The following is a 25661-nucleotide window of genomic DNA, read 5'->3' as shown; positions in this document are numbered from 1 at the left end:
TCCCACGGGGTGACCGCATGCCCGGAGCTCTTCCGGGCCCCGCACCCTCCGCCCACGCCACCTCGCGTGCGCGCGCGGCACCGTCCCACGAAAGGCCTTGCTCCGTTGATCACCGTGACCGACCTCGAACTGCGCGCCGGAGCGCGTCTGCTCATGGACGAGGTGAACTTCCGGGTGGACAAGGGCGACAAGGTGGGTCTGGTGGGCCGCAACGGTGCCGGGAAGACCACCATGACCAAGGTGCTGGCCGGGCTCACCCTGCCCGCCGCGGGTGAGGTCGCGCGCTCGGGATCCATCGGCTACCTGCCGCAGGACCCCAAGGTGGACGACATGAACCAGCTGGCGCGGGACCGCATCCTCTCCGCGCGCAACCTCGCCGGTGTGATCAGCAGACTGCGGCGCACCGAGGAGGAGATGGCCTCGGAGGACGACGCCGTCCGCGCCAAGGCCATGCGCCGCTACGACCGCCTGGAGTCCGAGTTCCTGGCCGGCGGCGGCTACGCGGCGGAGTCCGAGGCCGCCACCATCACCAACAACCTCAACCTTCCGGCGCGCGTGCTGGAGCAGCCCCTCCACACGCTCTCGGGTGGTCAGCGCCGGCGCGTGGAGCTCGCGCGGATCCTCTTCGCGGACGCGGACACCATGCTCCTGGACGAGCCCACCAACCACCTGGACCACGACTCCGTGGTGTGGCTGCGCGAGTTCCTGCGCTCCTACCAGGGCGGGCTGCTCATGATCTCCCACGACGTGGAGCTCATGGAGATGGTGGTCAACAAGGTGCTGTACCTGGACGCCAACCGGTGCGTGGTGGACGTCTACAACATGACCTGGAAGAACTACCTGCAGCAGCGCGAGCAGGACCAGGCCCGCCGCAAGCGCGAGCGCGCGAACGCGGAGAAGAAGGCCGGGGTCCTCATGGACCAGGCCAACAAGATGCGCGCCAAGGCCACCAAGGCCTCCGCCGCCCAGCAGATGATCCGGCGCGCGGAGCGCCTCATGGCGGGCATCGAGGGCGAGCGCGTGCAGGACAAGGTCGCGGCCATCCGCTTCCCCAAGCCCGCGGACTGCGGCAAGACCCCGCTCACCGCGCAGGGGCTGTCCAAGTCCTACGGCTCGCTGGAGATCTTCACGGACGTGGACCTCGCGATCGACCGGGGCTCCCGCGTGGTGGTGCTCGGGCTCAACGGCGCGGGCAAGACCACCCTGCTGCGGATGCTCGCGGGCCAGGCCGAGCCGGACACCGGTGAGGTGGTCGCGGGGCACGGGCTCAAGCTGGGCTACTTCGCCCAGGAGCACGACACCCTGGACACGGACCGCACGGTGCTGGAGAACATGAAGTCCGCCGCGCCCGATCTCGCGGACACCCAGGTGCGCACCATCCTGGGCTCGTTCCTGTTCCAGGGCGACGACGTGGACAAGCCCGCCGGGGTGCTCTCCGGCGGCGAGAAGACGCGACTGGCGCTGGCGACCCTCGTGGCGTCGTCGGCGAACGTGCTGCTGCTGGACGAGCCCACCAACAACCTGGACCCGGCCTCGCGCCACGAGATCCTCAACGCGCTGCGCACGTACGAGGGCGCCGTGGTGCTCGTCTCGCACGACGAGGGCGCCGTGGAGGCGCTCGAGCCCGAGCGCGTGGTCATGCTCCCGGACGGCGTGGAGGACCTGTGGAGCCAGGAGTACCAGGACCTCATCAGCCTGGCCTGACCCCCGCCCGCCACGCGGCACGCGGCCGACGACGCCGCGGGGCCGGGCGCGTGGCTCATCGCACGGGTGCGGCGGGCGTCAGTCCTCGAACAGGATGACCTGGCGGACCGCGCGTCCGTCCGCGAGCCGGTCGAAGCTCTCGTTGATGTCCCCGAGCGCCACGCGCTCTGAGATCAGCTCCTCGATGGGCAGTTTGCCCGCGCGCCACAGGTCCAGGTACACGGGGATGTCCCGGGCGGGGACCGCGGAGCCCAGGTAGGAGCCCACGATCGTGCGTGCCTCCGCCGTGAGGCCCAGCGGAGCGATGGTGGAGCGGGCGTCGGGGGAGGGCAGGCCCACCGTCACGGTGATCCCGCCGGGTGCCGTGGCGGCCACTGCCGTCTCGAACGCGCGCGGGTGCCCGGCGGCCTCGATGACCACCTGCGCCCGCACCCCGTTCTCGGCGAGCTCGTCGGGGGAGTGCACGGCCGTGGCGCCCAGTTCGGTGGCCCTCGCGAGCTTCTCAGGGTTGGCATCCACGCCGATCACGGGCCCCTTCTCCAGCGACAGCGCGGTGAGCAGCGCGGCCATGCCCACCCCTCCGAGACCCACGACCATCACGGTGTCCCCGTCCGAGGGGCGTCCCGCGTTGAGCACGGCACCGCCGCCCGTGAGCACGGCGCAGCCCACCACGGCGGCGATCTCCGGGGGCACGTCCGCCCCCACGGGGACGACCGACTGGCGGCTCACCACGGCGTGGGACGAGAAGCCGGAGACCCCCACGTGGTGGTGGACGTCCTGCCCCTCGCGGTGCAGCCGCAGCGCGGAGCCCGGCAGCAGCCCGGCGTTGTTGGTCTCGGTGCCCGGGGTGCACGGCAGCTTGCCGTCCGTTGCGCAGTTGGCGCACTGCTCGCAGCGCGGCAGGAACACGGTGGTCACCTGGTCGCCGGGGGACACGTCCGTGACGCCCTCGCCCACCTGTTCCACGATGCCCGAGGCCTCGTGACCCAGCACCATGGGCATGGGGCGGGGCCGGTTGCCGTCCACCACGGAGAGGTCCGAGTGGCACACACCTGCCGCACGGATCCGCACGAGCAGCTCGCCCGGTCCGGGGCCGTCCAGCTCCAGCTCCTGCACGGACAGCGGACGGGACTCGGCGTACGGGCGGGACAGCCCGATCTCGTCCAGCACGGCAGCGGTGATCTTCACGGCGACTCCTTCGTCACGGGTGGGGTGGGCCGGGGCGGATCGCGCCGCCCGGTCGGCTCACCGGTGGTTCTGCGCCTCGAGCGCGTCCAGCAGCGCGTCCTCCTCGTCCTCCGCGGTGGGGGCGGTGGAGGTCCTGGTGCGCTTGGGCCGGTAGAGGGACTTCAGGTGGGCGGGCATGTCGTCCGCCATCTGCAGCTGGCGGATCACGAGGGACTCGTCCACGTCACCGATGTAGTTGCCCTCGGCGTCGTAGTAGCGGGCGAGCTGCCGCTCGACCTCCGCGGCGTAGGCGCGGTCCCACTCCTCGTTCTTGACGTGCTGGCGCGCCGAGTAGCCGTAGGCCACGAACACCAGGACGGCGAACGCGTACCACTGCATGGAGTAGGACAGGTGCGGTCCGTAGTCCACCTCGGGGCGCTCCGCGGCCTGGGGGGTGTTCGCGGCGGGCGGCTGCTCGGAGACGAGCTCTCCGTAGCCCTCCGTGGCCACGTCCCCGCCCCACTGGGTGCTGAGAACCGGGAGGTCGATGGAGGCGGACTGGCCCTCGGGCGCCCCGCGGTCCACGGTGCCCTCCGAGGGCCGCAGGCGGACCGTGACGCTCACCGTGCCACCGGGCGGAGGGGGCACGGCGGAGGGCATCCCGTTCGCGGAGTTGTCGGTGGGGATCCAGCCCCGGTCCACCGCCACCACGGTGCCGTCGTTCGTGCGGAACGGGACCACCACGTCGTAGCCCACCCGGCCGTCGTGGGGGCGGTTGCGGATCAGCACGGTGTCCTCGGGCACGTAGCTGCCCTCCAGGGTCACGGGGTGCCAGGTCTTGGACTCGTCGTAGTCCTCGAACAGCGGCGTGCCCTGCGCGGCGTCGTACGGGGCGGCGTCGTAGTTCTCGGTGATCTTGGTGTTCTCCGCCACGAGGTGGTCGTTGCGGGACATCTGCCACTGCGCCAGGTACAGGCACACCACGGCGGCCACGCACGTGAGCGCGAACCACCCGATCCAGGCGGGGGAGGTCAGGAAGGAGTACTTGCGCATCAGTCCAGCTGCTCCGTCCCTGCGGGGCGGACGCCGCTCGCACGCTCGGTGGTCTCCGGGGCGGCCTCGCGGGGGGCCTCGTCCCGTCCGGTGCTCCGCGCGCCAGGGACGACGCCGCCGGTGGGCTGCTGCTCGAACGGCTCCACGTCCTTGAGGAACCCGCGCTGGCCCAGGAAGTCCGCGAGGTGCTCCCGGTGCTCGTCGCACGCGAGCCACGTCTTGCGCCGCTCGGGGGTGTGCACCCGGGGGTTGTTCCACACCAGGCTCCAGCGTGCGGCGGCACGGCAGCCGCGACGGGAGCACACCGCGTGAGGTGCGGTGTCCGCGGGGCCGGACGCGGCGGCGTCGTGCCCCGTGGTGCGAGGTGCCAGCGAGCCGAGCAGATCGAAGTCCACGGTGAGATGTTCCTCCGGATTTCGTGTGGTGGGCAGAGCGCACTCCACCCTAGTTGCGCCGCGTGGCCGAGTGGCCGGGGGCCGGCAGCTGCCGGGGTGCGTGGTGCACCGTGTACTCGCCGTCCACCACCACGTCCCCGGCCTCGGGGGAGACGTCCCGCGTCTCGGCCACGGTGGGCAGCTCCGTGCGCGTGGGGGGCTGGTAGGCGGAACCGGCCCGCTGGGAGCGGTCCGCGCCGCGGTTGGCAAGCATCACCGCGAGCCACGGGAGCACCGCGGCGCCCAGGATCAGCAGGACGCGCACGGTGAGGTTGTCGATCAGGAAGACCCCGATGATGCAGGCCACGCGCAACGCCATCTGCACGCCGTACACCTTCATGCGGTGCGACATGTCCGTGGTGTGCGCGTCCGCCGCCGAGGTGATCGAATGGACCTCGGTGGAGCCGTGCGTGGGGTGCTGGGAACGTGTGATGGGAACCGGTCCTTTGGCGGATGTCCTGTGGGATGTACCCGGTGGTCACGCTTCCACCACTGACTGGGAGCGTGCTGACCATTGTGGCACCGTTGCGGTGCGGCCCCAAGTGGAGGAGCCCAGCAGGTCGGGGGACGGCTAGGATGCTGTGACGTCTTGATCCCCCTGGGCGCGGCAACCCCATCGCGTCCGCCCTCCACGGAAGGTTCCACCATGTCTGAGAAGCCCTCAACCGCGCGCACCGTGCTCGTAACGGGAGGCAACCGCGGCATCGGACGCGCCATCGCGGAGGCCTTCGTGGCGGCCGGGGACAACGTGGTCATCACCTCGCGCTCCGGCGGCGAGGGACCGGAGGGCGCCCACACGGTTGCCGCGGACGTGACGGACTCCGCCTCGGTGGACGCGGCCTTCAAGGAGGTCGAGGCGAGGTTCGGTCCCGTGGAGGTCCTCGTGGCCAACGCGGGCATCACCAAGGACAACCTGCTGGTCCGCATGAAGGAAGCCGACTTCCAGGACGTGATCGACACGAACCTCACCGGGGCCTTCCGCGTGGTGCAGCGCGCCACCAAGGGTTTCATGCGCCTGAAGAAGGGCCGTGTGATCTTCATCTCCTCCGTGGTGGGCTACACGGGAGCTCCGGGGCAGACCAACTACGCGGCGTCCAAGGCCGGGCTCATCGGCATGGCGCGCGCCATCACCCGTGAACTGGGCTCCCGCGGTGTCACGGCCAACGTGGTGGCCCCGGGATACATCCACACGGCCATGACGGAGGGGCTCTCCGAGGAGGTCACGGCGAACTACCACTCGATGATCCCCGCCGGGCGCTTCGGGGAGGTGCAGGAGGTCGCCAAGGCCGTGACATTCCTGGCCTCGGAGGACGCCGGCTACATCTCCGGCGCTATCATCCCCGTAGACGGCGGGCTCGGCGTGGGTCACTGATCCACCGCACCGGGCCCCACCACCCCACCTGCTAAGGAGTCACAGCATGAGCTCAGTCGCCGGCAAGACCGTCATCATCACCGGGTCATCGCGAGGGGTGGGCGCGGACACCGCCAAGATCCTCGCGTCCCAGGGCGCCAACGTGGTGATCAACTACCGCCAGAAGGCCCCGCGTGCCACCAAGGTGGTCAAGGAGATCACCGAGGCGGGCGGCCGCGCGATCGCCGTGCAGGCGGACATCACGGACCCCGAGTCCCGCGGCGGCCTCTTCCGCGCGGCGCAGGACGAGTTCGGCGGGGTGGACGTGCTGATCCTCAACGCCTCCGGCGGCATGGAGACGGAGCTCGGCGAGGGCTACGCGCTGAAGCTCAACCGGGACGCCCAGAACGACACCCTCACCGAGGCACTGGAGCTGCTGCCCCGGGGCGGTCGCGTGGTGTTCGTCACGAGCCACCAGGCGCACTTCATCAACGAGGTGGAGACCATGCCGGAGTACGAGGCCGTGGCCAGGTCCAAGCGGGCCGGCGAGGACACCCTCTCCGCGCGCGTGCCGGAGATGGCCGAGAAGGGCGTGAGTTTCGTGGTGGTCTCCGCGGACATGATCGAGGGCACCGTCACCGCCACCCTGCTCAACCGCGCCCGCCCGGGTGCCCTGGACGAGCGCCGCGCCGCCGCGGGCAAGCTCTACACCGTCAACGAGTTCGCGCAGGAGATCGCCACCATGGTCACCGCGGACGTCGAGTCCGGGCACGTGGAGCTCGTGGGCGGGGCCGAGGACTTCCTGGCCCAGGCTGGCAAGTGACCGGCACCGCCACAGCCGCTGGCTGAGCCCCGCGGACCACGACGCCGCACGCGCACCCCGCGTGCGGCGTCGTCCCGTTCCGGGGCCGGCCCGGTTCGAACGGCCCCGCGAACTGTGGTAGGTTTTCTGTCGTTGCCGAGGGCCACGGAGTTTCTGTTCACAGAACTTCACCGGCCCAGACACCTGCGCGGGTGGCGGAATAGGCAGACGCGCTAGCTTGAGGTGCTAGTCCTCGTATTAGAGGGTGGGGGTTCAAGTCCCCCCTCGCGCACAGAGAAGAACCCCGTTCGACCACTGGTCGGACGGGGTTTTCTCGTTCCCGGTTCTGCGGTCGCCGGGGTTGCGGCTCAGAGCCCGTTCGCGGTGGCTCCGTGCGCCGCCTGCTCCGGGGTGAAGCCCTCGAAGACGAGCTGGTCGATCAGCGCGGAGCGCGAGAATCCGGACATGTCCAGGTACTGCTTGCCCTTCTTGGCCGCCTGCGCCATGTAGTCCGGGTTGGTGGTGTCCACGCCGTAGGTGGCCTGCTCGGTGGTGAAGCCCTCGAACTCGAGCTGCTCGATCAGCCCGGTGCGGGAGAACGCGGAGGTCCGGAGGTAGTCCTTGGCCTTCTTGGCGGCCTGCTCGTTGTAGTTGGTGGAGAGGCTGTCCACCGCGGCCGTGGCCTCCTGGGTGGTGAATCCCTCGTACTCCAGCTGCTCGATCAGTCCGCTCCGGGAGAACGCCATGAACGCGAGGTAGTCGGAGGCCTTCCGGGTGGCGCTGTCCTGGGACACGCCGCCCTTGGTGCCGCCACCGCTCGTGCCGGCCTTCGCTGCGCCGCCGCTCTGAGAGCCTGAACCGGTAGTGTCCTCGGCCGGGCTCGGTGCGGGCATTTCGGGGGCGGGACTCTCCGCGACCGCAACGTAGGTGGTGCTCTCCTCGGTCGGCGTCTAGGCGGCCTCGGTGCTCTGGGGTGCTTCGGACGCCGGCGCCGTGAACGTCTCGGTGGACGAGCTGGACGCGGGGGAGCTCTTCGTCGGAGCGGAGTCCGCAGAGGTCGCGGTGGATCCGCATCCGCTCAGCAGTGCGAGCGCCACGGCGCCACCGGTGAGCAGGAGAACGGGGGAGGGTCGCTGAGCCATGGCTGGCCTTTCGAGAAGGGATGTGCCGAGAGGGCATATCGAATGCATGAGCATGTATTTGCTTTCATACATAGTGGCACCCGCACGCCCCGGTGGATGCCCCCACTACGGCCCACACGGCCCGTCCCGCGGCTGGAGCCTCACGCACCCGGACAGGGCCCGGCCGTACCCGTAGCATGAGGGGCAGTGACCCGCGGCACGCAGCGCCGCCGCGTCGTCGTCAGGGCCGGAGCGCAGTGCGCGGACGGTCGTCCGTGCGTCGAGACCCCAGGTGAGACATGCCGAGCAGCCCCCAGCCGTCCCCCGATCCGAACAGCAGCAGGACGGGCGAGACCACCGTCCGCACCGCAGGACTCGACCGTGCGGGTGAGTGGTGACGGCCCGCAAAACGCGAACCAGGACCCTGCCGCCAGCGCGGCGGAGCGCGCCGCTCCGGATCGCGGCATCGGCCACCCACGCGGTGGCACCGGCGTACCGGGATGGCTGCGCTGGCTGATCCCCGTGGTGCTCGTGCTCGTGTGGCTGGGCGTGATGGGCGTGGGCGGCCCCACGTTCGGGAAGCTCTCGGAGGTGACCTCCAACTCGCAGGCGGACTTCCTGCCCGTGGACTCGCAGGCCACCCAGGTGCAGGCCCGGCTGGGGGAGTTCCGGGACTCGGACGGCATCCCCGCCATCGTGGTCATGGAGTCGCAGGGTGAGATCACCCAGGCGCAGCTGGGGGAGATCGGGGCGGCCACCCAGGACCTCGCGGGCGTGCCGGACGTCCTGGAGGTCTCTCCGCCCATCCCGTCCGAGGACGGGCGCGCGGTGGAGGTGGTCGTGCTCGTGGATGCCGAGGCGGAGACGGGCGACGTGGTCGCCGAGCTGCGCGACGAGCTGGCGCAGGACACCCCGGAGGGACTCACCGTGGCCGTGACCGGCCCGGCGGGCCTCGTGGCAGACCTGTCCGAGGCGTTCTCCGGCATCGACGGGCTGCTGCTGGGGGTGGCGCTGCTCGCAGTGCTGGTGATCCTGGTGATCGTCTACCGCTCACCGCTGCTCCCGTTCCTGGTGCTGCTCACGAGCGTGGCCGCGCTGTGCGGCGCGATCCTCGCGGTCTACTTCCTGGCGGAGCGCGGGGTCATCGCCCTGAGCGGGCAGACGCAGGGCATCATGTCGATCATCGTGATCGGCGCGGCCACCGACTACGGACTGCTCTACACCGCCCGGTTCCGCGAGGCGCTGCACACCACGCCGTCCCGCTGGACCGCCACGCGGATCGCGTGGAAGGGCACCGTCCCCGCGGTGCTGGCCTCCGGGACCACCGTGATCGCCGGCCTGCTGTGCCTGCTGTTCTCGGAGCTCACCTCCAACCGCGGGGTGGGACCCGCCACCGCCATCGGCGTGGTGTTCGCGATCCTCGCCGGGCTGACCCTGCTGCCGGCGCTGCTGGCGATCTTCGGCCGCGTGGCCCTGTGGCCCAGGATGCCGCGCGTGGACGAGCACCCCGAGGCCCACGAGCAGGCCATGGACCCCTACACCCACAAGGGCCTGTGGCCCGCCGTGGCCCGGCTGGTGGACCGGAAGTCGCGCGCGGTGTGGATCGTGTGCACCGTGCTGCTCGGTGTGGCTGCGCTGGGCGCCACCCAGCTGGACGCGGGCGGTGTGCCGGAGTCCGAGTTCGTGCTGGGGGAGTCCGAGGCCCGGGACGGCACCGCCGTCCTGGAGCAGCACTTCCCGGGCGGTTCCGGGGACCCGGTGTACGTCATCGCTCCGCAGTCCGAGGCCGACGAGGTGGCCCAGCACCTCGCGGGGGACGACGACGTCGCCTCGGTGGCCTTCGCAGCGAACGAGTCTCCGAGCGGAACGCTTCCGTACCCCGCTCCGCAGGGCGGTCCGTTCGCGGGGGTGGAACCCACCGTGAGCCAGGGGGACGTGCTGATCCAGGCCACGCTGACCTCTGCCTCGGACTCCGAGGAGGCCCAGGCCGCGGTGCAGCGGCTGCGGGGTGAGCTCGCCGAGATCACCCCGCAGGCCGCCGTGGGCGGAACCACCGCGGTCCAGGTGGACACCATCGCGGCCTCGGAACGGGACCGCGCGGTGATCATCCCGATCATCCTGGTGGTCATCCTGCTGATCCTCATGGTCCTGCTGCGCAGCGTGCTGATGCCGGTGCTGCTGATCGCCACCACGGTGCTGTCCTTCCTGGCGGCACTGGGGATCTCCACGCTGGTGTTCGAGCTGCTGGACCTCAACCAGGCGGACCCCACGGTGCCGCTGTTCGGGTTCGTGTTCCTGGTGGCGCTGGGGATCGACTACAACATCTTCCTCATGAGCCGCGTGCGCGAGGAGGTGGTGACCGCGGGGCACCGCGCGGGTGTGCTGGCCGGGCTCACCACCACCGGAGGGGTCATCACCTCGGCGGGCATCGTGCTCGCCGCCACGTTCGCCGCCCTGGCGGTGCTGCCCATCCTGTTCCTGGTGCAGCTCGCGGTCATCGTGACGGTGGGGGTGCTGCTGGACACCGTGGTGGTGCGCTCCCTGCTGGTGCCCGCCCTGGTGCTGGACATCGGGCCCCGGTCCTGGTGGCCCTCCCGCGTGGGAACCCCCGGCCGGCACCGGGCCGTGGAGGGGCACGAGGCCTAGGCGGCGCTCCCGCGGTCTTTGTGCGCCCCGCCGGGTGGCCGATACACTGCGGCCATGCCCCAGAACTGTGCCGTCGTCGCCCTTGCCGTGTCCCCGGACGATGAAGCCACGCAGGCCGTGGCGGACCTCCTGCAGCGCGCGGGAGTGACCGTGGACTCGCCCACCTGGGTGCGTGTCACCGGCACCGCGTCCGACGACCAGGCCGCGGACGTGGAGGGGTACAACGCCCTGACCATCCCGGTGGAGACCGAGGACCCGGCCGCCCTGCGGCGTGCCCTGCAGCCGGACCCCCGGCGCCAGAGCGTCCCCGGGGTGGACCTCAACGTGGTGGAGGCCCGGTGGACGGACCAGTCCCGCCGCAAGCTCGTGGTCCTGGACGTGGACTCCACGCTGATCCGCCAGGAGGTCATCGAGCTGCTGGCCGCCCACGCCGGGCGTGAGGCGGAGGTCGCGGAGATCACCGAACGCGCGATGCGCGGGGAGATCGACTTCGAGCAGTCCCTGCGGGAACGGGTGGTCGTCCTGGCGGGCCTGTCCGCCGAGGTGGTCGACGACGTCGCCGACGCCGTGCGGCTGTCCCCGGGCGCGCAGGCGCTCGTGCGCACGCTGCTGCGGGAGGGCCACGCTGTGGCCGCCGTGTCCGGAGGCTTCCGGCAGGTGCTCGCCCCGCTGGCCTCCTCCCTGGAGCTGACGCGCTGGGCCGCGAACGGGCTCGAGGTGGAGGACGGGCGGCTGACGGGTCGCGTCGGCGGCCCGGTCGTGGACCGCGCCGCCAAGGCGGAGATCGTGGCGCAGTGGGCCCGTGATCTCGAGATCGCACCCGAGGACGTCCTGGTGGTGGGCGACGGAGCCAACGACGTGGACATGGCCCGTGCGGCCGGGCTGTCCGTGGCCTACCGCGCCAAGCCGGCCCTGCAGGACGTGGCGGACACGCAGATCAACATCCCCAACCTGGACGCCCTGCGCTTCTTCCTGGACCTGTGACCCGCGCGTCCTGTCCGGTGGTCCCGCGCCGGTGCGCCGGTCTGGGGACGCGCCCGTCACGGGCACTAGAGTGGCCGTCATGAGCTCAGTTCTTGAAGTGGCGGACGTCTCGGTGGTCCGCGGTGCGAAGACCCTGCTGGATTCCGTGAACTGGACCGTGCAGGACGGCGAGCGCTGGGTCATCCTGGGCCCCAACGGGGCGGGCAAGTCCACGCTGCTGTCGATCGCCGCGGCCCGGCTGCACCCCACCACCGGCATGGTGGACATCCTGGACGAGATCCTGGGCGCGGTGGACGTGTTCGAGCTGCGTCCGCGCATCGGCCTGAGCTCCGCCCCGCTGGCCGGCCAGATCCCGCACGCCGAGACCGTGGGGGACGTCATCCTCACCGCGGCCTACGGGGTCACCGGGCGCTGGCGCGAGGAGTACGACGACGCCGACGTCCAGCGCGCCGAGGAGCTGCTCGCCACGTGGGGACTCACGGAGCTGCGGGACCGCAGCTACGGCACCCTCTCCGAGGGTGAGCGCAAGCGCGTGCTGATCGCCCGGGCGCTGATGACGGACCCGGAGCTGCTGCTGCTGGACGAGCCCGCCGCCGGGCTGGACGTGGGCGGGCGCGAGAAGCTCGTGCAGCGCCTGGACGAGCTCGCCCGGGACGAGTCCGCGCCGGCCATGGTCATGGTGACCCACCACCTCGAGGAGGTCCCGGACGGGTTCACGCACGCGCTGCTGCTGCGCGAGGGCCGGGTGGTGGCCGCGGGCCCCGTGGGCCACGTGATGACCCAGAAGAACCTGTCCGAGACGTTCGACATGCCGCTCAAACTGGTCAAGGTGGGCGACCGGTACGCGGCGTTCGCCCGCTGAGCCGCTCGTGATCGCACTGTCAGCCGCGTCCGTGCCGGCCGAGGTCTTCGGCGCCGGGGGAACCGTGGGCTTCGAGTGGTGGCAGGTCCTGCTCATCCTCGTGGCCGGTCTGTGGGCCGGGACGATCAACACGATCGTGGGCTCCGGAACCCTCGTGACGTTCCCGGTGCTCGTGACCATGGGGGTTCCCCCGGTCACGGCGTCCATGTCCAACGCCATGGGCCTGATCGCGGGCAACCTCACCGGGGCGTGGAGCTACCGCAGCGAGCTGCGCGGGCTGAAACGCACCCTGCTCAAGCTCCTGCCGTGCTCGGTGGCGGGCGGTGTGATCGGCGCGGCGCTGCTGCTGCACCTGCCCGAAGAGGTCTTCGAGGTGGTCGCCCCGGTCCTGATCGTGGTGGCCCTGCTGTTCGTGGTGTTCCAGCCGCGGCTGCAGGCGGTGGTGCGCGCCCGCAAGGAGCGCCAGGCGAGCACGTCGGGCACCGCTCAGGGCGCCCCGGGGAACGACGGCGCTGGCCCCGCCGAGGGGGGCACGGCGACATTGTCCGCCCAGCCCTACGGCGCCGTCCCCGCCCAGGCGGGCACGGCGGCGTCGTCCGCGCAGGTGGACGGCTCCCGGCAGCCCGCGATCCTGTACGTGCTGGTGTTCCTGGCGGGGATCTACGGCGGGTACTTCGTGGCCGCTCAGGGAGTGCTGCTCGTGGGCATCCTGGGCGTGTTCCTGCTCGCGCCGCTGCAGTCCGCGAACGCCGTGAAGAACGCGCTCGTGGCGGCGGTGAACATCGTGGCCGCGATCTCCTACGTGCTGCTCGCGTTCGACCGCATCAACTGGTGGGTCGTGCTGTTCATCGCGGTCAGCTCCACCGTGGGCTCGTGGCTGGGTGCCAAGATCGGCAAGCGGCTCTCCCCGGTGGCGCTGCGCACCGTGATCGTGGTGCTGGGGCTCGTGGCCCTGGCGAGCATGGTGTCCAACCTGATTTGACCCGCGCCCCCACCTGGGCGCGCGCGACCGCACCCTGAACCCGCCGCGCCGGGCCGGCCCGTCCCAGGACCTCCCGGATCCCATGCACAGCCCAGGTGCGCGCACGGCACGCACCGGAACGAATCCCGACCTCGACACCCCAGGAAGACCCGTGACCTCACCCGCGCCCCTGTCCGAACGCCTCGTCGAGCTGAGCGACCCCGCCGATCCCCGCGTGGCCGACTACACGAGCCTCACGGACGTGTCCCTGCGCCGCAAGCTCGAACCCGAGCGCGGGTTGTACCTCGCGGAGTCCTCCAAGGTGCTGCGCCGCGCCCTGGACGCCGGTCACCGGCCGCGGTCCTTCTTCATGGCGGAGAAGTGGGTGGACGGGCTCCGCGACGTGCTGGAGTCCCACGACGTGCCCGTGTACGTGGGCACGGACGAGGTGCTCGAGCAGATCACCGGCTTCCACCTGCACCGCGGGGCGATGGCCGCGATGCACCGGCCGGCACCGCTGCCCCTGGAATCCGTACTGGCCTCCGCGCGGCGCGTGGCCATCCTTGAGGACATCGTGGACCACACGAACGTGGGGGCGATCTTCCGCTCGGCCGCGGCCCTGGACGTCGACGCCGTGCTGGTCACCCCGCGCTGCGCCGACCCGCTCTACCGGCGTGCGGTGCGGGTCTCCATGGGCACGGTGTTCCAGGTCCCGTGGGTGCGCCTGGAGCACTGGACCGCGGACCTGCAGCGGGTCAAGGACGCCGGGTTCCTCACCGCGGCGCTGGCCCTGAGCGACGACGCCGTCACGGTGGACGCCCTGGCCGCCGAGCAGCCGGAGAAGCTGGCGCTGGTCCTGGGCACCGAGGGCCAGGGCCTGGGTGCTGCGACCCTGCACCACGCGGACCGCCACGTGGTCATTCCCATGAGCCACGGCGTGGACTCCCTCAACGTGGCGGCCGCGAGCGCGGTGGCGTTCTGGGAGACGCGGCCGCGCTGAGGTGACCGGCCTGCGAGCCGGTGCGAGCGGCGTCGTCGGCCGTGGACCTGCACGACCTCACCGAGGATGCGTCACAGCTGGGCCCCCGCAACGCGTGGGCCACACGTGCCCAGCCTTTTGGAGCGGCAGGCCGTTCCCGAGACGCCGACGGGCGGCTCCCCAGAGGGGAACCGCCCGTCGTTCGTGTCAGCGCAGCTGCGGCGAGGGGACCGTCAGCGCGTGGTCCACACTCCGCGCTGGGGGGTCCAGTGGGCGGTCACGCCGTTGGAGAAGCGCTGGTGGACCACCCCGTTGGACGTGTACTCGTCCGTGGCGGGCCAGCCCCAGCCGCGTTCGAGCCCGGCTCGCTTCCATGCCTTGCCGATGGCTCCGGTCTCCTTCACCGCGTGTGCGCCGGTGGCCTGGCTCCACAGCACCTTGGTCTGCGCGGAGCCCTTGCGGTGCACCTGGTAGGCGCCGCCGGAGACACGCATCTCGTCGGTGCTGGGGTAGCCGTAGCCGCGCTCCCGGCCGGCCGAGACGAACTTCTTGCCCACCAGGGTGGCGTTCTCCAGGATGTGGGCGCCCGTGGCCGAGCTCCAGTAGATGGTGGTCTTGCGGCCGTTCTTGGAGAACTCCTGGTAGCGACCGCCGTTGGCGGCGTCCGCCTCGCTCGAGACCGGGTTGCCCCACTTGGCGGCACCGCCCGTGGAGCGCCACTTGGCGCCGATGCCACCGGACGTGGTGTAGCCGCCGGCGGGAACGACCGCGCGCACGGCGGCGGCCGGGTTCAGGTTCAGGGATCCCATCCGGCCGCTCGCGGTGGACTTCAGGATCTGCTCCACGCGGGCGGGCGTGATCGAGGGATCGCGCTGCTTCATCAGGGCCACGGTGCCGGAGACCAGCGGGGTGGCCATGGAGGTGCCCATCATGTTGCCGTACGTGGCGCCCGCCGGGCCGCGGGTGCCCGAGTTGACCGTGGAGAGCATGGGGTACTGGCTGGTTCCGCCCGGTGCCAGCACGTCCACCACGGCGCCCGTGTTCGAGTAGCTGGCGGTGTTGCCGTTGTTGTCGGCGGCGCCCACCACGATCGTGTTGGCGCAGTTCGCCGGGGCGGTGCCGCCCGCGTTGATCGCGGAGTTGCCGGCGGCGGCCACCACCGGCACGCGCCGGTTCACGGCGGTGTTGATGGCGTTCTGCATGGTGGCACCGCACTGCCCGGGGTAGTTAAGGGACAGGTTGATGACCGTGGCGGGGTTCGGGTTGGCGGGCTCTCCGGCCACAGGGGCCCCGGCCGACCAGGCCACGGCATCGGCGATGTCCGAGACATACCCGTTGGTGCACTTGCCCAGGACACGCACCGGCTGGATCTTGGCTCCCGGTGCGGCGCCGGTGATTCCCGCGCCGTTGTTGGACTGCCCGGCGGCGAGGCCGGCCACGTGGGTGCCGTGCCAGGACGAGTTCCTCGCGGACGGCGAGCACTCACCCGCGCCGCTCCAGTCGCCCTCGTCCCTCGGGTTGGAGTCACGCTCGTTGCCGTCGCGCGAGAGGTAGGTGTCGCTCACGAAGTCGCGGCCGGGCACCACCTTCGCGTTGAGGTCGCCGTGGGAGGTGATGCCGGTGTCCAGCACCGCGATGGTCTGGCCGTTGCCGCGGGACATGTCCCACGCCTGGGTGAAGCTCACTCCGCCCTGCTGGGGCCACAGGCTCCACTGGAAGTTCGTGTACACGTCGTTGGGGACCCACGAGGTGGACGCCAGACGGTCGGCCTCCGCGTACTCCACGGCCGGGTCCGCCTCGATCTGCGCCACGAGCTCCTTCTGCTCGGCCTCGTCCAGCTCACGGTCCAGCTCCAGCACGTCCGCCTGGGCCACGGTGGTCTTGACCCGCTGGGTGACGTCCGGGGCCTTCGCGCCGTCCAGGGCCTCCTCGGAGGCGGCCTCCACGACCTTCTCCTTGCTGGCGTCGGGGGCCGCGGTGTCCTTGAACTTCACGATCACGCGGTCGGACTCGGTGGGGGGATCCGAGGGCACGGTCGTGGTGGGGGAGTCCGGCCCGCCGGCAGGCGCGGCGGGGGCCGCGCTGGCCGGCTGCGCGGTGAGCACCAGGGCGGCCGTGACCGCGAGCGGCAGGACGGTACGGCGCGCGGCGGCCCCGAGCACACCGAACGGCGACGGCGCGGCGTCGGCAACGTGCTTCGCGGCACGGGACGCGCCGGGACCGTGGGAGGTGACGGGGGGAATGCGGCGCTCAGGGCGCACGCGGGAGTGACGTGACGTCATGGGTGGGGGAAACCTTTCGGTGACCGCGGCACAGGATCAGGGGGGTGTGCCGGGGCCTGGGGGGACAAGAGCCAGGCCCATCCTATGGGGAAGGTCACGAAATGGTGACGATTGGTCCGCGAGTGTCGTCATCTGCTGGACCGGGACGAGCGGCGGTCCGTACAGCACGACGCCCGGCCCACCGTGCGGTGGACCGGGCGTCGAAGGGGGAGTGTCCGCTGGTTACTTGGACTTCCCGAAGTTCGCGAACCGCTGGTTGAAGCGCTCCACGCGGCCGGCGGAGTCCATGATGCGCTGCTTGCCCGTGTAGAACGGGTGGGACTCGGAGGAGATCTCGACCTCGATGATCGGGTACTCGTTGCCGTCCTCCCACGTCTCCGTCTTGGAGGAGGTGGCGGTGGAACGAGTCAGGATGACCTTGCCGGAAGCGAGGTCACGGAAGAGAACCGGGTGGTAATCCGGGTGGATGTCAGCCTTCATGGTGTCAACCTTCTGTAGGTGCCTGGATTTTGCCAGGCACGGCGTTGCTCGGACGCGGCGCGCTCGAAAGTGAGCACACCAACCGCCTATGGTACGCCTCCGGCCCACGTCGGTCGATTCGACCCACCAGTGCATACCATCAGGAGAGGAATTCACGGGCAACGAGCTGAGGCGCCCCGCCAGGGCGCAACACCCGGCACCACACCCCGTGCCACCACTCGCAGCGGAGGTCAGTGAATGAGCACGTCACGAGCACACGGAGAGTACAAGGTCCTCGGCGGGAAGCTGGTGGTCGCGGACTTCACCGTCCACGACCACCGGCTGGCCGAGGTCTCCGTCAACGGCGACTTCTTCCTCGAGCCCGACGAGGCGCTCGCGGACATCAACGCCGCCCTCACCGGTCTGCACGAGGACACCGGTCCGCAGGAGATGGCGGCCAGGATCGAGGCGGCGTTGCCGCGCGACGCCGTGCTGTTCGGCTTCGACGCCCGAGCCGTGGTGATTGCCGTGCGCCGTGCACTGGCCAAGGCCACGAGCTGGAGCGACCACGAGTGGCAGGTGATCCCCGCGCAGGTGCGCCCCACTCTGGAGAACCTGGCCCTGGACGAGGTCCTCGCCCGGGAGGTGGGCGCGGGCCACCGTCCCCCCACGCTGCGGTTCTGGGACTGGGACGAGCCCGCCGTGGTGATCGGCTCGTTCCAGTCCGTGCGCAACGAGGTGGACCTGGAGGGCGCCCGGCGGCACGGGGTGCAGGTGGTCCGCCGCGTCTCCGGCGGTGGCGCCATGTTCATGGAGGCGGGCAACTGCATCACGTACTCGCTCTACATCCCCCAGACCCTGGTGGACGGGATGAGCTTCGCGGACTCCTACCCGTTCCTGGACGCGTGGGTCATGCAGGGGTTCGCGGACCTCGGCGTGGAGGCGTTCTACGTGCCCCTCAACGACATCGCCACGCCGCAGGGAAAGATCGGGGGAGCGGCCCAGAAACGCTTCGCCAACGGCGGGATGGTCCACCACGTGACCATGAGCTACGACATCGACGCGGACAAGATGACGGATGTGCTGCGGATCGGCAAGGAGAAGATCTCGGACAAGGGGATCCGATCCGCCAAGAAGCGGGTGGACCCGCTGCGACGCCAGACCGGCATGGCCCGCGGGGATGTCATCTCGGCCCTGACCCGCACGTTCACGGAACGCTACGGGGCCCAGGTTGGTAAGGTCTCAGACAGCGAACTCGCCGCGGCCCGGAATCTCGTCGAGCACAAGTTCGGCACGCAAGAGTGGATCCACAGGGTGCCGTAGCTAGGATGTGCGAAAGCACCCACAGCCCCGCCAGCGCCCCCGCCGGAACGCACCCCGTAGCACGGGTGCCCTGCACCGGATCCCGGTGGGTCTCGCGCGAGTCATGTCCCCCCAGCCTCGGAGAGCACATCGTGTCCACGAATCCGGTCGAGTTCAACGAAGACCAGCCCACCCCCCGCAAGAAGCACACCGGACGCAACATCCTCCTGGTGCTGCTTGGCATCGTGCTGGTGATCGGAGTGGTGGCGGGTTTCTTCGTGTGGAACCTCGCCCGCAACTTCGACAACGGCGCGCAGAACCTCGAGTCGGCGTTTCCCGAGGAGTCCAGCCGCCCCGCCAAGGGCTCCTCCGAGGATGCAGGCACCACCGTGCTGCTGCTCGGCTCCGACAAGCGCCCCGAGGGCCAGGACCCTACCGTCACGGGCTCCCGCGCGGACTCCATCATGCTGCTCCACATCCCGGAGGACGGCGGCGAGATGTACGTGATGTCCATCATGCGCGACACCTGGGTGACCATCCCCGGCCACGGCGAGGCCAAGATCAACTCCGCTCTGGACGTGGGCGGGATGCCCACCATGGTGAGCACGATCGAGGAGAACTTCGACACCCGCGTGGACGAGGTAGCCATGGTGGACTTCGCGGGCTTCGAGGGGCTCACGGACGCCCTGGGTGGCGTGACCGTGGACGTGCCCGTGTCCTTCACCTCCCAGGACGGCCACCAGTTCCAGGAGGGACCCCAGGAGATGAACGGCGAGGAGGCACTCGCCTTCGTGCGTGAGCGCTACGCCTTCCCGGACGGTGACTACCAGCGCGTGCGCAACCAGCGGGCGTACCTGGAGGGGCTGATCAACGAGCTCGTCAGCGCCGGGACGCTGACCAACCCCGTGAAGCTCAACGAGGTGGTCAAGCAGATCTCCCCGTACCTGACGGTCAGCGACGGCATCACGGCCGGATGGATCGCCCAGCAGGCCCCCAAACTGGTGGGGATGACCAGCAGCGACATCCACATGTTCACCGTGCCCAACCAGGGCGTGGGAACGTCCGCGGACGGGCAGTCGATCATCATTGCGGATGAGGCCGCCATGAAGGAGATCGGCAAGTCCATCTCGGACGGCACCCTGGACGACTACGCAAAAAAGGTGGAGCAGTCCGGCCCCTGATTCTTCCGTCCCTCTCGAAAGGGCGTGCGCGCGGTTGGAGTCAGGCTGCGGTCGAAGGAGTGGCTATCGCCCGAGAACCCTGGCGCGAGCTCGCCCGCAACCGCTTCCACGTGGCAACCGCACCACGCGATTCCGGGGGTGCGGTTGCCATGAGCCTCTCAGTACCGCCAACGGAACCGATTTGGGCCGTGCAACGGGCCAAGCCGATCCACCCCTGCAGGGACAAGGTCTTACCCATTCCCGGTCTGCCGGAGAGAACCGCGCCTCTCGACCGACCCACTGGAGCAGCCAGCTCGGCACGAGTGGGGTCACACGTAATGAGGGTTCAGTTCCGTCGCCCGAGTGCGAGGTACTGCCATCCGGCTGCCTCCCAGGTGGCAGGATCCAGCACGTTGCGGCCGTCTAAGATGGTGGGCACCTCGACGAGCGCGGCCACCGCTGCTGGGTCCATCTCCTTGAACTCGCGCCACTCGGTGAGCAGCAGCGTCATCTGGGCACCGGTCACGGCGTCCTCGAGAGAGTCCACATAGTCCAGGCGGGGATATCGCTGGGCGGCGTTCGCGTTCGCCTGGGGATCGTAGAGACGCACATCCGCACCCTGGGAATGCAGACGGGCGGCGATGTCCAGTGCGGGGGAGTCCCTCACGTCGTCGGATTCCGGTTTGAACGCCGCTCCCAGCACGGCGATCTTCGCGCCGTGGAGGGACCCTCCACACTCTTGCGCGACCAGCTGCGTGGTGCGCTCGCGTCGCCGGAGGTTGATGTCGTCCACCTCTGCCAGGAAGCGCACTGACTGGTCCAGGCCCAGCTCCGAGGCCCGCGCGCGCAGGGCGCGAATGTCCTTGGGGAGGCACCCCCCGCCGAATCCAACCCCCGCGTTGAGGAATTTCCTCCCGATGCGATCGTCCAGACCTATGGCGTCCGCGAGGGTGCGGATGTCACCCCCGACGGTCTCCGTGATCTCGGAGAGCGCGTTGATGAAGCTGATCTTGGTGGCCAGGAAGCTGTTGGCCGCCACCTTCACGAGTTCCGCAGTCTGGTAGTCGGTCACGATGAACGGTGTGTCCACGGCTAGCTGCTGGGCATAGACCTCCCGCAGGACAGCCTCGGCGCGCTCAGCTCCTGGCGTGCGCCGGGCGTCGTCGTTGTGCTCGACCCCCAGGACCATGCGATCGGGGCGCAGCGTGTCCTCCACCGCGTGACCTTCGCGCAGGAACTCGGGGTTCCAGACGAGGTCAACGGTGACGCCGTCACGAGCGGACGAGCGCGCCACGTGCTGAAGGCGCTCGGCGGAGCCCACGGGGACCGTGGACTTTCCGGCAATCACACAGTTGTGGTCGGCCGCGCGTGCGATCTGCTCCACCGCTGCGTCGACGTAGGTCATGTCCGCGGCGTGTCCGTCCCGCTTCTGCGGAGTTCCAACGCCGATGAAGTGAACGTCTCCGAAGCGGCCTGCTTCATCGTAGGAGGTGGTGAACCGCACGGCCCCCGTGGACACGTGCTTGCGCAGCAGTTCCGGCAGACCCGGCTCGTGGAACGGAACGCGTCCCGCGGCCAAGGAGTCAATCTTCGCCTGGTCCAGATCCACGCCCAGCACCTCGTGGCCGAGTTCCGCCATGGCCACGGCGTGCGTGGCCCCCAGGTATCCGGTGCCGATCACTGTCATGCGCATAAGATGATCCTTTCTGAAGAGATGGCGGGCTCAAACCCGGGAATCGCTCTCAGCGATCCGCAGTACTGCTCCGAGCATCTGCCTTTATGGGTATCTGCGAAGGCGCGGCCCCCGCGCAGTGGGGTACCTTGGCCGTTGCCCTCCGGCAAAACACGTGTCGCCGCGCCGCCCGAGGGGGGAGTCAGATCTTGTCTACCTGGTCAGAACCTGGCCGCATTCTGCGGTTGTGGGGACCAAGGTCTCGATCTGCAGACCTTCCAGCCGTGTCGTGGGGAAAGGTTCGGCTCGTCGCCTCCGGGCGGGTGCCGTAGATCGGCATGATCGTGAACACGCAGTACATCCTTTGCTGGAACCCGTGGACGAGCCGGGACCCGCCGCGAGGTGCCGGTGCCCGTTCTTCCCCTACGTGTGGAGAGTCTATGGGAGCGGCGCGGTCAACCCCGTCAACGCGGGAATGGACGTGTCCCCCTTAGAGGGTACAGATGAACGCGCGAGTAGGAAGGATGCTTAGCCCTCGCTGCAATACACTTTTGTGCATACGAATGCATGTCCCTTCGACGTGGAAACGTCTGCATTTCCCCCCGCGCCGCCGGTGGATGATTCCCAGAATACCCGAGAACGCAATTCGATTGCACAAAACACACTTCACCTGAACAGGCGAGTTCGAGGAGAGAACCAGTGGCATCACCACTCCCGGGATCCATACCCCCCAATGCGCAGATCCCGGTCCTCATCACCTACAGCACCAGCGCAGGCCTCCAGCTGCCGCTGCCCCAGGCGACCATGCGGGAGAGCTTCACAGGACTGCAGATGCTTTCCCACCACATGTTCGAGCCCTCGGCCATCACCCTGGAGGGCTACCAGCACGACTTCACCATCATGCAGATGGGCCCCTCCGCCTTCTAGATCGAGATCCGGGCCTCGGTGTCCCGGTCCGCCCGGCTGCGCGGCCGCACGGCAGCCAAGAACCACCTCAGGACGGCCGCCATCCTGGAGCGCCTCGCGGACATGATGATCAGCATGGGGGAACTGGTGTGCTTCATTGCCAACCACCCGGACATCGAGGTGCGCTACGTGACCGGCTGCTCCGGGCAGTACTACGAGTTCCTCGTGGCCGGCCACGTGGTGCGGGCCATGGAGGCCCGTGCCGTGGAGATCCTGCCCACGCTCCCGCTGCAGGAGTCCATGCGTGCCATCCTGGCAAACCTGAAGCAGCCCGGGGTGGCGTACTGCACGCTGGAGAGACGGATCGCCGGCGTGGACTACATGCGGCGCGTGGTCATTCCGTCCTCGGACCACCTGCGGCGCTTCGCGAACGGCGGCCCGTTCTACCTGACCGCGGAGGACCTCGAGACGGCCCGGGCCCGCGTGGATCCCGCGCGCGCCGAGCAGTGGGAGGTCGTCCCCTCGTCCAAGAACGCCTACGCGGTCTGGGACCTGATCTGAGCCACGTCCGGCGGAAGCCCCGCCGGACGGGCGGCACCCGGGAGGGCGGCGCCGGGCGCGCACCCCGCGGAGCGAGGACACCACACCGCTGACCGGACACCACGCGGAGCGGGGACGACGCCGGACGGGCACCCCCGCGCTCAGCGCACCGTGCGCTTCTGGCGGTTGCCGCGCAGCAGCCGCGCCAGGTGGCGGACCCGGTCCACGTTGGAGGACACCGCCAGGTAGCCGCTGAGGACTCCCACGGTGGACATGCCTCCCACGATCAGGGGCGTGTGATACTTCTTCCACCGCTCGGGGTCCGAGGCGATGATGTGCGCGGTGCCGTTGATGGTCGCGGCAATCACGCCGCCGGCCACCACCTGGTGGCTGATCTTGGCGCCGTTCTTGAACAGCGGTTCCAGCTCGTCGGTGCGCAGGTGGACGTCGAACCCGCCGCGTTCGAGCACCACGATCAGCCGGCGCACGTACTCGGGGACGTCCACCCCCATCTGCACGGCGTCCTCCACCGTGGAGCGCAGCCGGTTGAGCAGCATCTCGGGGGAGAGCCGGTGCATGATGAAGCGCTCTGCGTACGGCTGCACCGAGGAGACCAGGTCGAACTCCGGGTCCAGGCCCGTGCCCATGGACTCCGCGGTGACGAGCATCCGCAGCAGCAGCGCGGACTGCCGGGGCAGCTGGAGCTTGTGGTGGCGCAGCACGGAGATCAGGTCCGCCATGAGCGCCCCCACGCGCACCTCCTGCAGGGGCTTGTTGGCGTAGCGGCGCATCATGACCGCCACGTCCTTCTCGATCTCCCGCTTGGAGACGTCGTGGGTGCCGCTGTCCGTGAGTCCCAGCAGTCCGGTGGCCGCGCGCCGCGGGTTGTCCTGCACCACGCCCAGCAGCAGCGTGATCAGGTGGTCGCGGAACTCCTCGGTGAGGTTGCCCACCATGCCGAAGTCGATGATCGCGATTCGGCCATCCGGTTCCACGAACAGGTTCCCTGGGTGCGGGTCCGCGTGGAAGAAGCCGTCCTCGAACACCATTTTGCAGATGGCGTCCGTGGCCTCCTTGGCCAGCAGGTGCCGGTCGACGCCCTCGGCCTCGAGAGCCGCGTAGTCGTTGATCTTGACGCCGAACATCCGCTCCATCGTGAGCACCCGGGAGGTGCTGGCCTCCCAGAAGATCTCCGGGATGTGGATCTGCGGGTGGCCCGTGAAGTTCTCGGCCATGCGCTGGGAGTTCTTGGCCTCCTGCAGGAAGTCCAGCTCGTCGCGCAGGGACGTGCTGAACTCCTCCACGATGCCCTCGAGGTCGTAGTCCTGGGCCGCGGTCCAGTAGCGGGAGACCCACTTGGCCATGTCCTGCAGGATCTCCAGGTCCCGGTTGACCTCGTCCGTGACCCCGGGGCGGCGCACCTTCACGATCACCTGGTGGCCCTGGTAGGTGGCCGCGTGGGCCTGGCCGATGGATCCCGTGGCCACCGGGTCCGGGTCCATGTGGGTGAGGATCTCCTCCGCCTGGGTGTCCGGCTCGGCCTCGATCATGGCGCGGATCTGCTCCACGGGGATGGGCGGGGTGTTGTCCTGGAGCTTGAGCAGCTCCTCCGCGTAGCCCGGCGGCAGCAGGTCCGGGCGGGTGGAGGTCAGCTGGCCCAGCTTCACGAAGGTGGGCCCCAGCTCCTCCAGCGCCATGCGCAGGTGCTCGGGCTGCGAGTGGACGGTCTGCGGGTCGATGAGCTTCACCCGCGCGAGCGGAGCCCGCCACTGGGGCTTGAGCCCGCCCAGGGCGAAGCCGAAGCCGTGCTTGGTGAGGACCTCGATGATCTGGAGGAACCGTTCGCGGCGGGAAATCATACGGGTGGACGAGCCCCTTACAGCGTTCTGTGGAGGTACATGGCCATGAATCCGGTGGCCACGGCCACGATCAGGACGAGCGTGGTGACCAATGGTTCCACACCCAGCATGAAGATCCCCAGGAGAACCAGGACCGCGGTGAGCACGAGCAGCGCGGTGACCACGGGTTTCAGTCCACTCACCAGCCGCGACGCCGCACCGCTGGCGGGTCGGGGGGCGCGTGGCGAGTCCTCGGTGCGCACCGGGGACGGGGAGACCTCGGCGGGCCCGCCGTCCGCGCGCACGGGGGCGGCGTCGTCAGGGGCAGTCGTGGTGGCCGCGCGCGTGGCCTCGGCCCGTCCGGCGTCACCGCGCAGACGCGCGGCAAATCCGCGAGCCGCGGCGGCCGCGGAGCTGGAGCCCGCGGCCTCCGGGTGGGCCGCGGTGAAGCCCCGGCGCCACTTCTTGGAGTTGCGCCCGTGGTCGGACTCCACGGCCACATAGGCCGGCGGGACCTCGTACTCCTCGGCGTCGGGCAGCAGCTCGGGAACGTCGTTGGGCAGCTCCGTGAACCACTGGGCCGGGACCTCGGAGGCGCGCGCGGCCTGCAGGGTCATGGACACCTCGAACGAGGACCCTCGGATGGTGCCCCACACCGCGGTGAGCAGGTCGTGGTCGAAGGCGTGGTTGATGATCGGGATGAACTGCTGGGACATCTGCGTGGAGAGCCGCCCCACCTGCTTGCGCTCGTAGAGCACGTCCACGGTGTCCACGGTGACGCCGTGGGAGTTGCGCACCTTGTTGACCTCCAGCGTGAGGATCACGCGGCCCTCGCCGGAGGCGGGCACGATCGAGTGCAGGTACTCCGCGAAGTCCTGCTCGTCCAGCACCTTGATCGAGGAGCCCTGGGGCAGCACGGCCGCCTGGGCGGGGGCGGTGTTCAGGGGGAACAGCAGGTCCGGGGGAGCGATGTCGATCACCGCACGCGCGTCCACCTCCGCCACGCCGTCCTGACGCAGCAGCTCCGCCTCAAGGTGCAGGGGAACCACGGGGGTGTAGCCGGAGGCGATCACGCGGGAGAGCGGGTGCCAGTAGCGGTGCGCGTCCTCCGAGGACAGGTGGGCCACCTTGTTCTCGCCCACGCGCACGGACACGGTGCGCGGGTCGAAGGGGTTGTCCGGCTCCGGCACGAGGGCGGCCATGCCGTTCCACGTCTGCGCGCGACCCGCGGAGAGACCCCCGAACACCCTCATGATCTCGGTGTCGTAGAAGTTCTCGGTGACGACGTCCAAGGACCCCCGGTCGTTGAGCGCGTAATCGGTCATGGTCTCCCTCGCTGTAGCACTGGCAGATCCTCCGCCGCAGGATCTGCCCTCATGCTATCCGTTGATCCAGGTGCATCGATGTTCATCCACTCGGTGGACATGGCCGGTCCCGG

The 25661-nt window shown here is 69.9% G+C and carries 23 protein-coding genes and 1 tRNA gene; 13 read left to right on the top strand and 11 right to left on the bottom strand.

Features of this window, described 5'->3' with window-relative positions; genetic code table 11:
* Positions 1–105 precede the first annotated feature (105 nt).
* Positions 106–1704 carry an ABC-F family ATP-binding cassette domain-containing protein gene (locus tag AABM36_RS07995; RefSeq protein ID WP_019309187.1) on the top strand — a complete coding sequence of 533 codons (1599 nt, stop codon included), beginning with the start codon at positions 106–108 and terminating at the stop codon, positions 1702–1704.
* Positions 1705–1782: 78 nt separating this feature from the next.
* Here the strand turns inward: AABM36_RS07995 and AABM36_RS07990 are convergent, their stop codons facing one another.
* The 4 genes from AABM36_RS07990 to AABM36_RS07975 are packed head-to-tail and all read right to left on the bottom strand — an operon-like array spanning position 1783 to position 4743.
* The gene (locus AABM36_RS07990) at positions 1783–2892 is read right to left on the bottom strand and encodes an alcohol dehydrogenase catalytic domain-containing protein (protein WP_019309188.1); all 1110 of its coding nucleotides are present in this window, start codon (positions 2890–2892) and stop codon (positions 1783–1785) included.
* A gap of 57 nt (positions 2893–2949) precedes the next feature.
* On the bottom strand, positions 2950–3924 hold the full coding sequence (locus AABM36_RS07985) for an SURF1 family protein (RefSeq protein ID WP_019309189.1): 975 nt from the start codon (positions 3922–3924) through the stop codon (positions 2950–2952).
* Positions 3924–4319: a hypothetical protein gene (locus tag AABM36_RS07980; protein WP_019309190.1), complete on the bottom strand. Its 396-nt coding sequence runs from the start codon at positions 4317–4319 to the stop codon at positions 3924–3926. Before AABM36_RS07980 ends, AABM36_RS07985 begins: the two co-directional genes overlap by 1 nt.
* A gap of 49 nt (positions 4320–4368) precedes the next feature.
* Entirely contained in the window at positions 4369–4743 is a 375-nt protein-coding gene (locus AABM36_RS07975) for a DUF3099 domain-containing protein (protein ID WP_406019549.1), read from the bottom strand.
* A 261-nt stretch (positions 4744–5004) separates the two neighbouring features.
* On the opposite strand from AABM36_RS07975, the gene fabG reads away from it, so the two are divergent.
* From fabG to AABM36_RS07960, 3 genes are all read left to right on the top strand, one after another.
* On the top strand, positions 5005–5730 hold the full coding sequence (gene fabG, locus AABM36_RS07970; protein ID WP_019309192.1) for a 3-oxoacyl-ACP reductase FabG: 726 nt from the start codon (positions 5005–5007) through the stop codon (positions 5728–5730).
* A gap of 46 nt (positions 5731–5776) precedes the next feature.
* Positions 5777–6532: an SDR family oxidoreductase gene (locus AABM36_RS07965; protein ID WP_019309193.1), complete on the top strand. Its 756-nt coding sequence runs from the start codon at positions 5777–5779 to the stop codon at positions 6530–6532.
* Between the two features lie 185 nt (positions 6533–6717).
* Positions 6718–6803: transfer RNA gene (locus tag AABM36_RS07960), tRNA-Leu, on the top strand.
* Between the two features lie 76 nt (positions 6804–6879).
* Here AABM36_RS07960 and AABM36_RS07955 read toward each other — a convergent pair.
* Complete coding sequence (locus AABM36_RS07955) at positions 6880–7305, bottom strand: Ltp family lipoprotein (RefSeq protein ID WP_423445699.1); 426 nt, start codon at positions 7303–7305, stop codon at positions 6880–6882.
* 156 nt (positions 7306–7461) lie between these two features.
* Complete coding sequence (locus AABM36_RS07950; protein ID WP_423445697.1) at positions 7462–7653, bottom strand: hypothetical protein; 192 nt, start codon at positions 7651–7653, stop codon at positions 7462–7464.
* Positions 7654–8013: 360 nt separating this feature from the next.
* Here AABM36_RS07950 and AABM36_RS07945 point away from each other — a divergent pair, with 360 nt between their 5' ends.
* The 5 genes from AABM36_RS07945 (at position 8014) to AABM36_RS07925 (ending at position 14085) form a co-directional block, all read left to right on the top strand.
* Complete coding sequence (locus AABM36_RS07945) at positions 8014–10278, top strand: MMPL family transporter (protein WP_019309195.1); 2265 nt, start codon at positions 8014–8016, stop codon at positions 10276–10278.
* 54 nt (positions 10279–10332) lie between these two features.
* Positions 10333–11262, top strand: coding sequence for a phosphoserine phosphatase SerB (serB, locus tag AABM36_RS07940; protein ID WP_019309196.1), 930 nt, complete (start codon positions 10333–10335; stop codon positions 11260–11262).
* Between the two features lie 79 nt (positions 11263–11341).
* Complete coding sequence (locus tag AABM36_RS07935; RefSeq protein ID WP_019309197.1) at positions 11342–12124, top strand: ABC transporter ATP-binding protein; 783 nt, start codon at positions 11342–11344, stop codon at positions 12122–12124.
* Positions 12125–12131: 7 nt separating this feature from the next.
* The gene (locus AABM36_RS07930; protein WP_019309198.1) at positions 12132–13106 is read left to right on the top strand and encodes a sulfite exporter TauE/SafE family protein; all 975 of its coding nucleotides are present in this window, start codon (positions 12132–12134) and stop codon (positions 13104–13106) included.
* A gap of 151 nt (positions 13107–13257) precedes the next feature.
* Positions 13258–14085, top strand: a complete 828-nt coding sequence (locus AABM36_RS07925; protein ID WP_019309199.1) for a TrmH family RNA methyltransferase — start codon at positions 13258–13260, stop codon at positions 14083–14085.
* A 212-nt stretch (positions 14086–14297) separates the two neighbouring features.
* Here the strand turns inward: AABM36_RS07925 and AABM36_RS07920 are convergent, their stop codons facing one another.
* Together AABM36_RS07920 and AABM36_RS07915 are read right to left on the bottom strand one after the other, a co-directional pair.
* Complete coding sequence (locus AABM36_RS07920) at positions 14298–16346, bottom strand: S8 family serine peptidase (RefSeq protein ID WP_019309200.1); 2049 nt, start codon at positions 16344–16346, stop codon at positions 14298–14300.
* A 222-nt stretch (positions 16347–16568) separates the two neighbouring features.
* A complete protein-coding gene (locus AABM36_RS07915; protein ID WP_019309201.1) occupies positions 16569–16826 on the bottom strand; it encodes a type B 50S ribosomal protein L31 in 258 nt (85 codons plus the stop codon).
* Positions 16827–17063: 237 nt separating this feature from the next.
* On the opposite strand from AABM36_RS07915, the gene AABM36_RS07910 reads away from it, so the two are divergent.
* Positions 17064–18128 (top strand): lipoate--protein ligase family protein, encoded by a 1065-nt coding sequence (locus AABM36_RS07910; RefSeq protein ID WP_019309202.1) that lies wholly within the window; start codon positions 17064–17066, stop codon positions 18126–18128.
* A 131-nt stretch (positions 18129–18259) separates the two neighbouring features.
* A complete protein-coding gene (locus AABM36_RS07905) occupies positions 18260–19288 on the top strand; it encodes an LCP family protein (RefSeq protein ID WP_019309203.1) in 1029 nt (342 codons plus the stop codon).
* Between the two features lie 325 nt (positions 19289–19613).
* Here the strand turns inward: AABM36_RS07905 and AABM36_RS07900 are convergent, their stop codons facing one another.
* Complete coding sequence (locus AABM36_RS07900) at positions 19614–20960, bottom strand: UDP-glucose dehydrogenase family protein (protein ID WP_019309204.1); 1347 nt, start codon at positions 20958–20960, stop codon at positions 19614–19616.
* Positions 20961–21638: 678 nt separating this feature from the next.
* Between AABM36_RS07900 and AABM36_RS07895 the strand changes: the two genes are divergently transcribed.
* Positions 21639–21866: a hypothetical protein gene (locus tag AABM36_RS07895; protein ID WP_423445692.1), complete on the top strand. Its 228-nt coding sequence runs from the start codon at positions 21639–21641 to the stop codon at positions 21864–21866.
* Positions 21867–21884: 18 nt separating this feature from the next.
* Complete coding sequence (locus AABM36_RS07890) at positions 21885–22406, top strand: hypothetical protein (RefSeq protein WP_423445690.1); 522 nt, start codon at positions 21885–21887, stop codon at positions 22404–22406.
* Between the two features lie 140 nt (positions 22407–22546).
* On the opposite strand, the gene AABM36_RS07885 is transcribed toward AABM36_RS07890, so the two are convergent.
* Together AABM36_RS07885 and AABM36_RS07880 are read right to left on the bottom strand one after the other, a co-directional pair.
* The gene (locus AABM36_RS07885; RefSeq protein WP_423445688.1) at positions 22547–24244 is read right to left on the bottom strand and encodes an ABC1 kinase family protein; all 1698 of its coding nucleotides are present in this window, start codon (positions 24242–24244) and stop codon (positions 22547–22549) included.
* Between the two features lie 17 nt (positions 24245–24261).
* Positions 24262–25548, bottom strand: a complete 1287-nt coding sequence (locus AABM36_RS07880; protein ID WP_019309207.1) for a hypothetical protein — start codon at positions 25546–25548, stop codon at positions 24262–24264.
* Between the last annotated feature and the right edge of the window lie 113 nt (positions 25549–25661).

The organism is Kocuria sp. KSNUG (assembly GCF_049532735.1).
GTDB classification, from domain to species: Bacteria; Actinomycetota; Actinomycetes; order Actinomycetales; family Micrococcaceae; genus Kocuria; species Kocuria rhizophila.
This window is presented reverse-complemented; position numbering and strand designations above follow the sequence as displayed.

Excerpts from the sequence above, each read along its gene's own strand:
- AABM36_RS07915 (WP_019309201.1), bottom strand. The coding sequence starts at position 16,826 with ATGAAGGCTGACATCCACCCGGATTACCACCCGGTTCTCTTCCGTGAC.
- AABM36_RS07880 (WP_019309207.1), bottom strand. The coding sequence starts at position 25,548 with ATGACCGATTACGCGCTCAACGACCGGGGGTCCTTGGACGTCGTCACC.
- AABM36_RS07900 (WP_019309204.1), bottom strand. The coding sequence starts at position 20,960 with ATGCGCATGACAGTGATCGGCACCGGATACCTGGGGGCCACGCACGCC.
- AABM36_RS07950 (WP_423445697.1), bottom strand. The coding sequence starts at position 7,653 with ATGGCTCAGCGACCCTCCCCCGTTCTCCTGCTCACCGGTGGCGCCGTG.
- AABM36_RS07935 (WP_019309197.1), top strand. The coding sequence starts at position 11,342 with ATGAGCTCAGTTCTTGAAGTGGCGGACGTCTCGGTGGTCCGCGGTGCG.
- serB (WP_019309196.1), top strand. The coding sequence starts at position 10,333 with ATGCCCCAGAACTGTGCCGTCGTCGCCCTTGCCGTGTCCCCGGACGAT.
- AABM36_RS07885 (WP_423445688.1), bottom strand. The coding sequence starts at position 24,244 with ATGATTTCCCGCCGCGAACGGTTCCTCCAGATCATCGAGGTCCTCACC.
- AABM36_RS07985 (WP_019309189.1), bottom strand. The coding sequence starts at position 3,924 with ATGCGCAAGTACTCCTTCCTGACCTCCCCCGCCTGGATCGGGTGGTTC.
- AABM36_RS07965 (WP_019309193.1), top strand. The coding sequence starts at position 5,777 with ATGAGCTCAGTCGCCGGCAAGACCGTCATCATCACCGGGTCATCGCGA.
- AABM36_RS07920 (WP_019309200.1), bottom strand. The coding sequence starts at position 16,346 with ATGACGTCACGTCACTCCCGCGTGCGCCCTGAGCGCCGCATTCCCCCC.
- fabG (WP_019309192.1), top strand. The coding sequence starts at position 5,005 with ATGTCTGAGAAGCCCTCAACCGCGCGCACCGTGCTCGTAACGGGAGGC.
- AABM36_RS07910 (WP_019309202.1), top strand. The coding sequence starts at position 17,064 with ATGAGCACGTCACGAGCACACGGAGAGTACAAGGTCCTCGGCGGGAAG.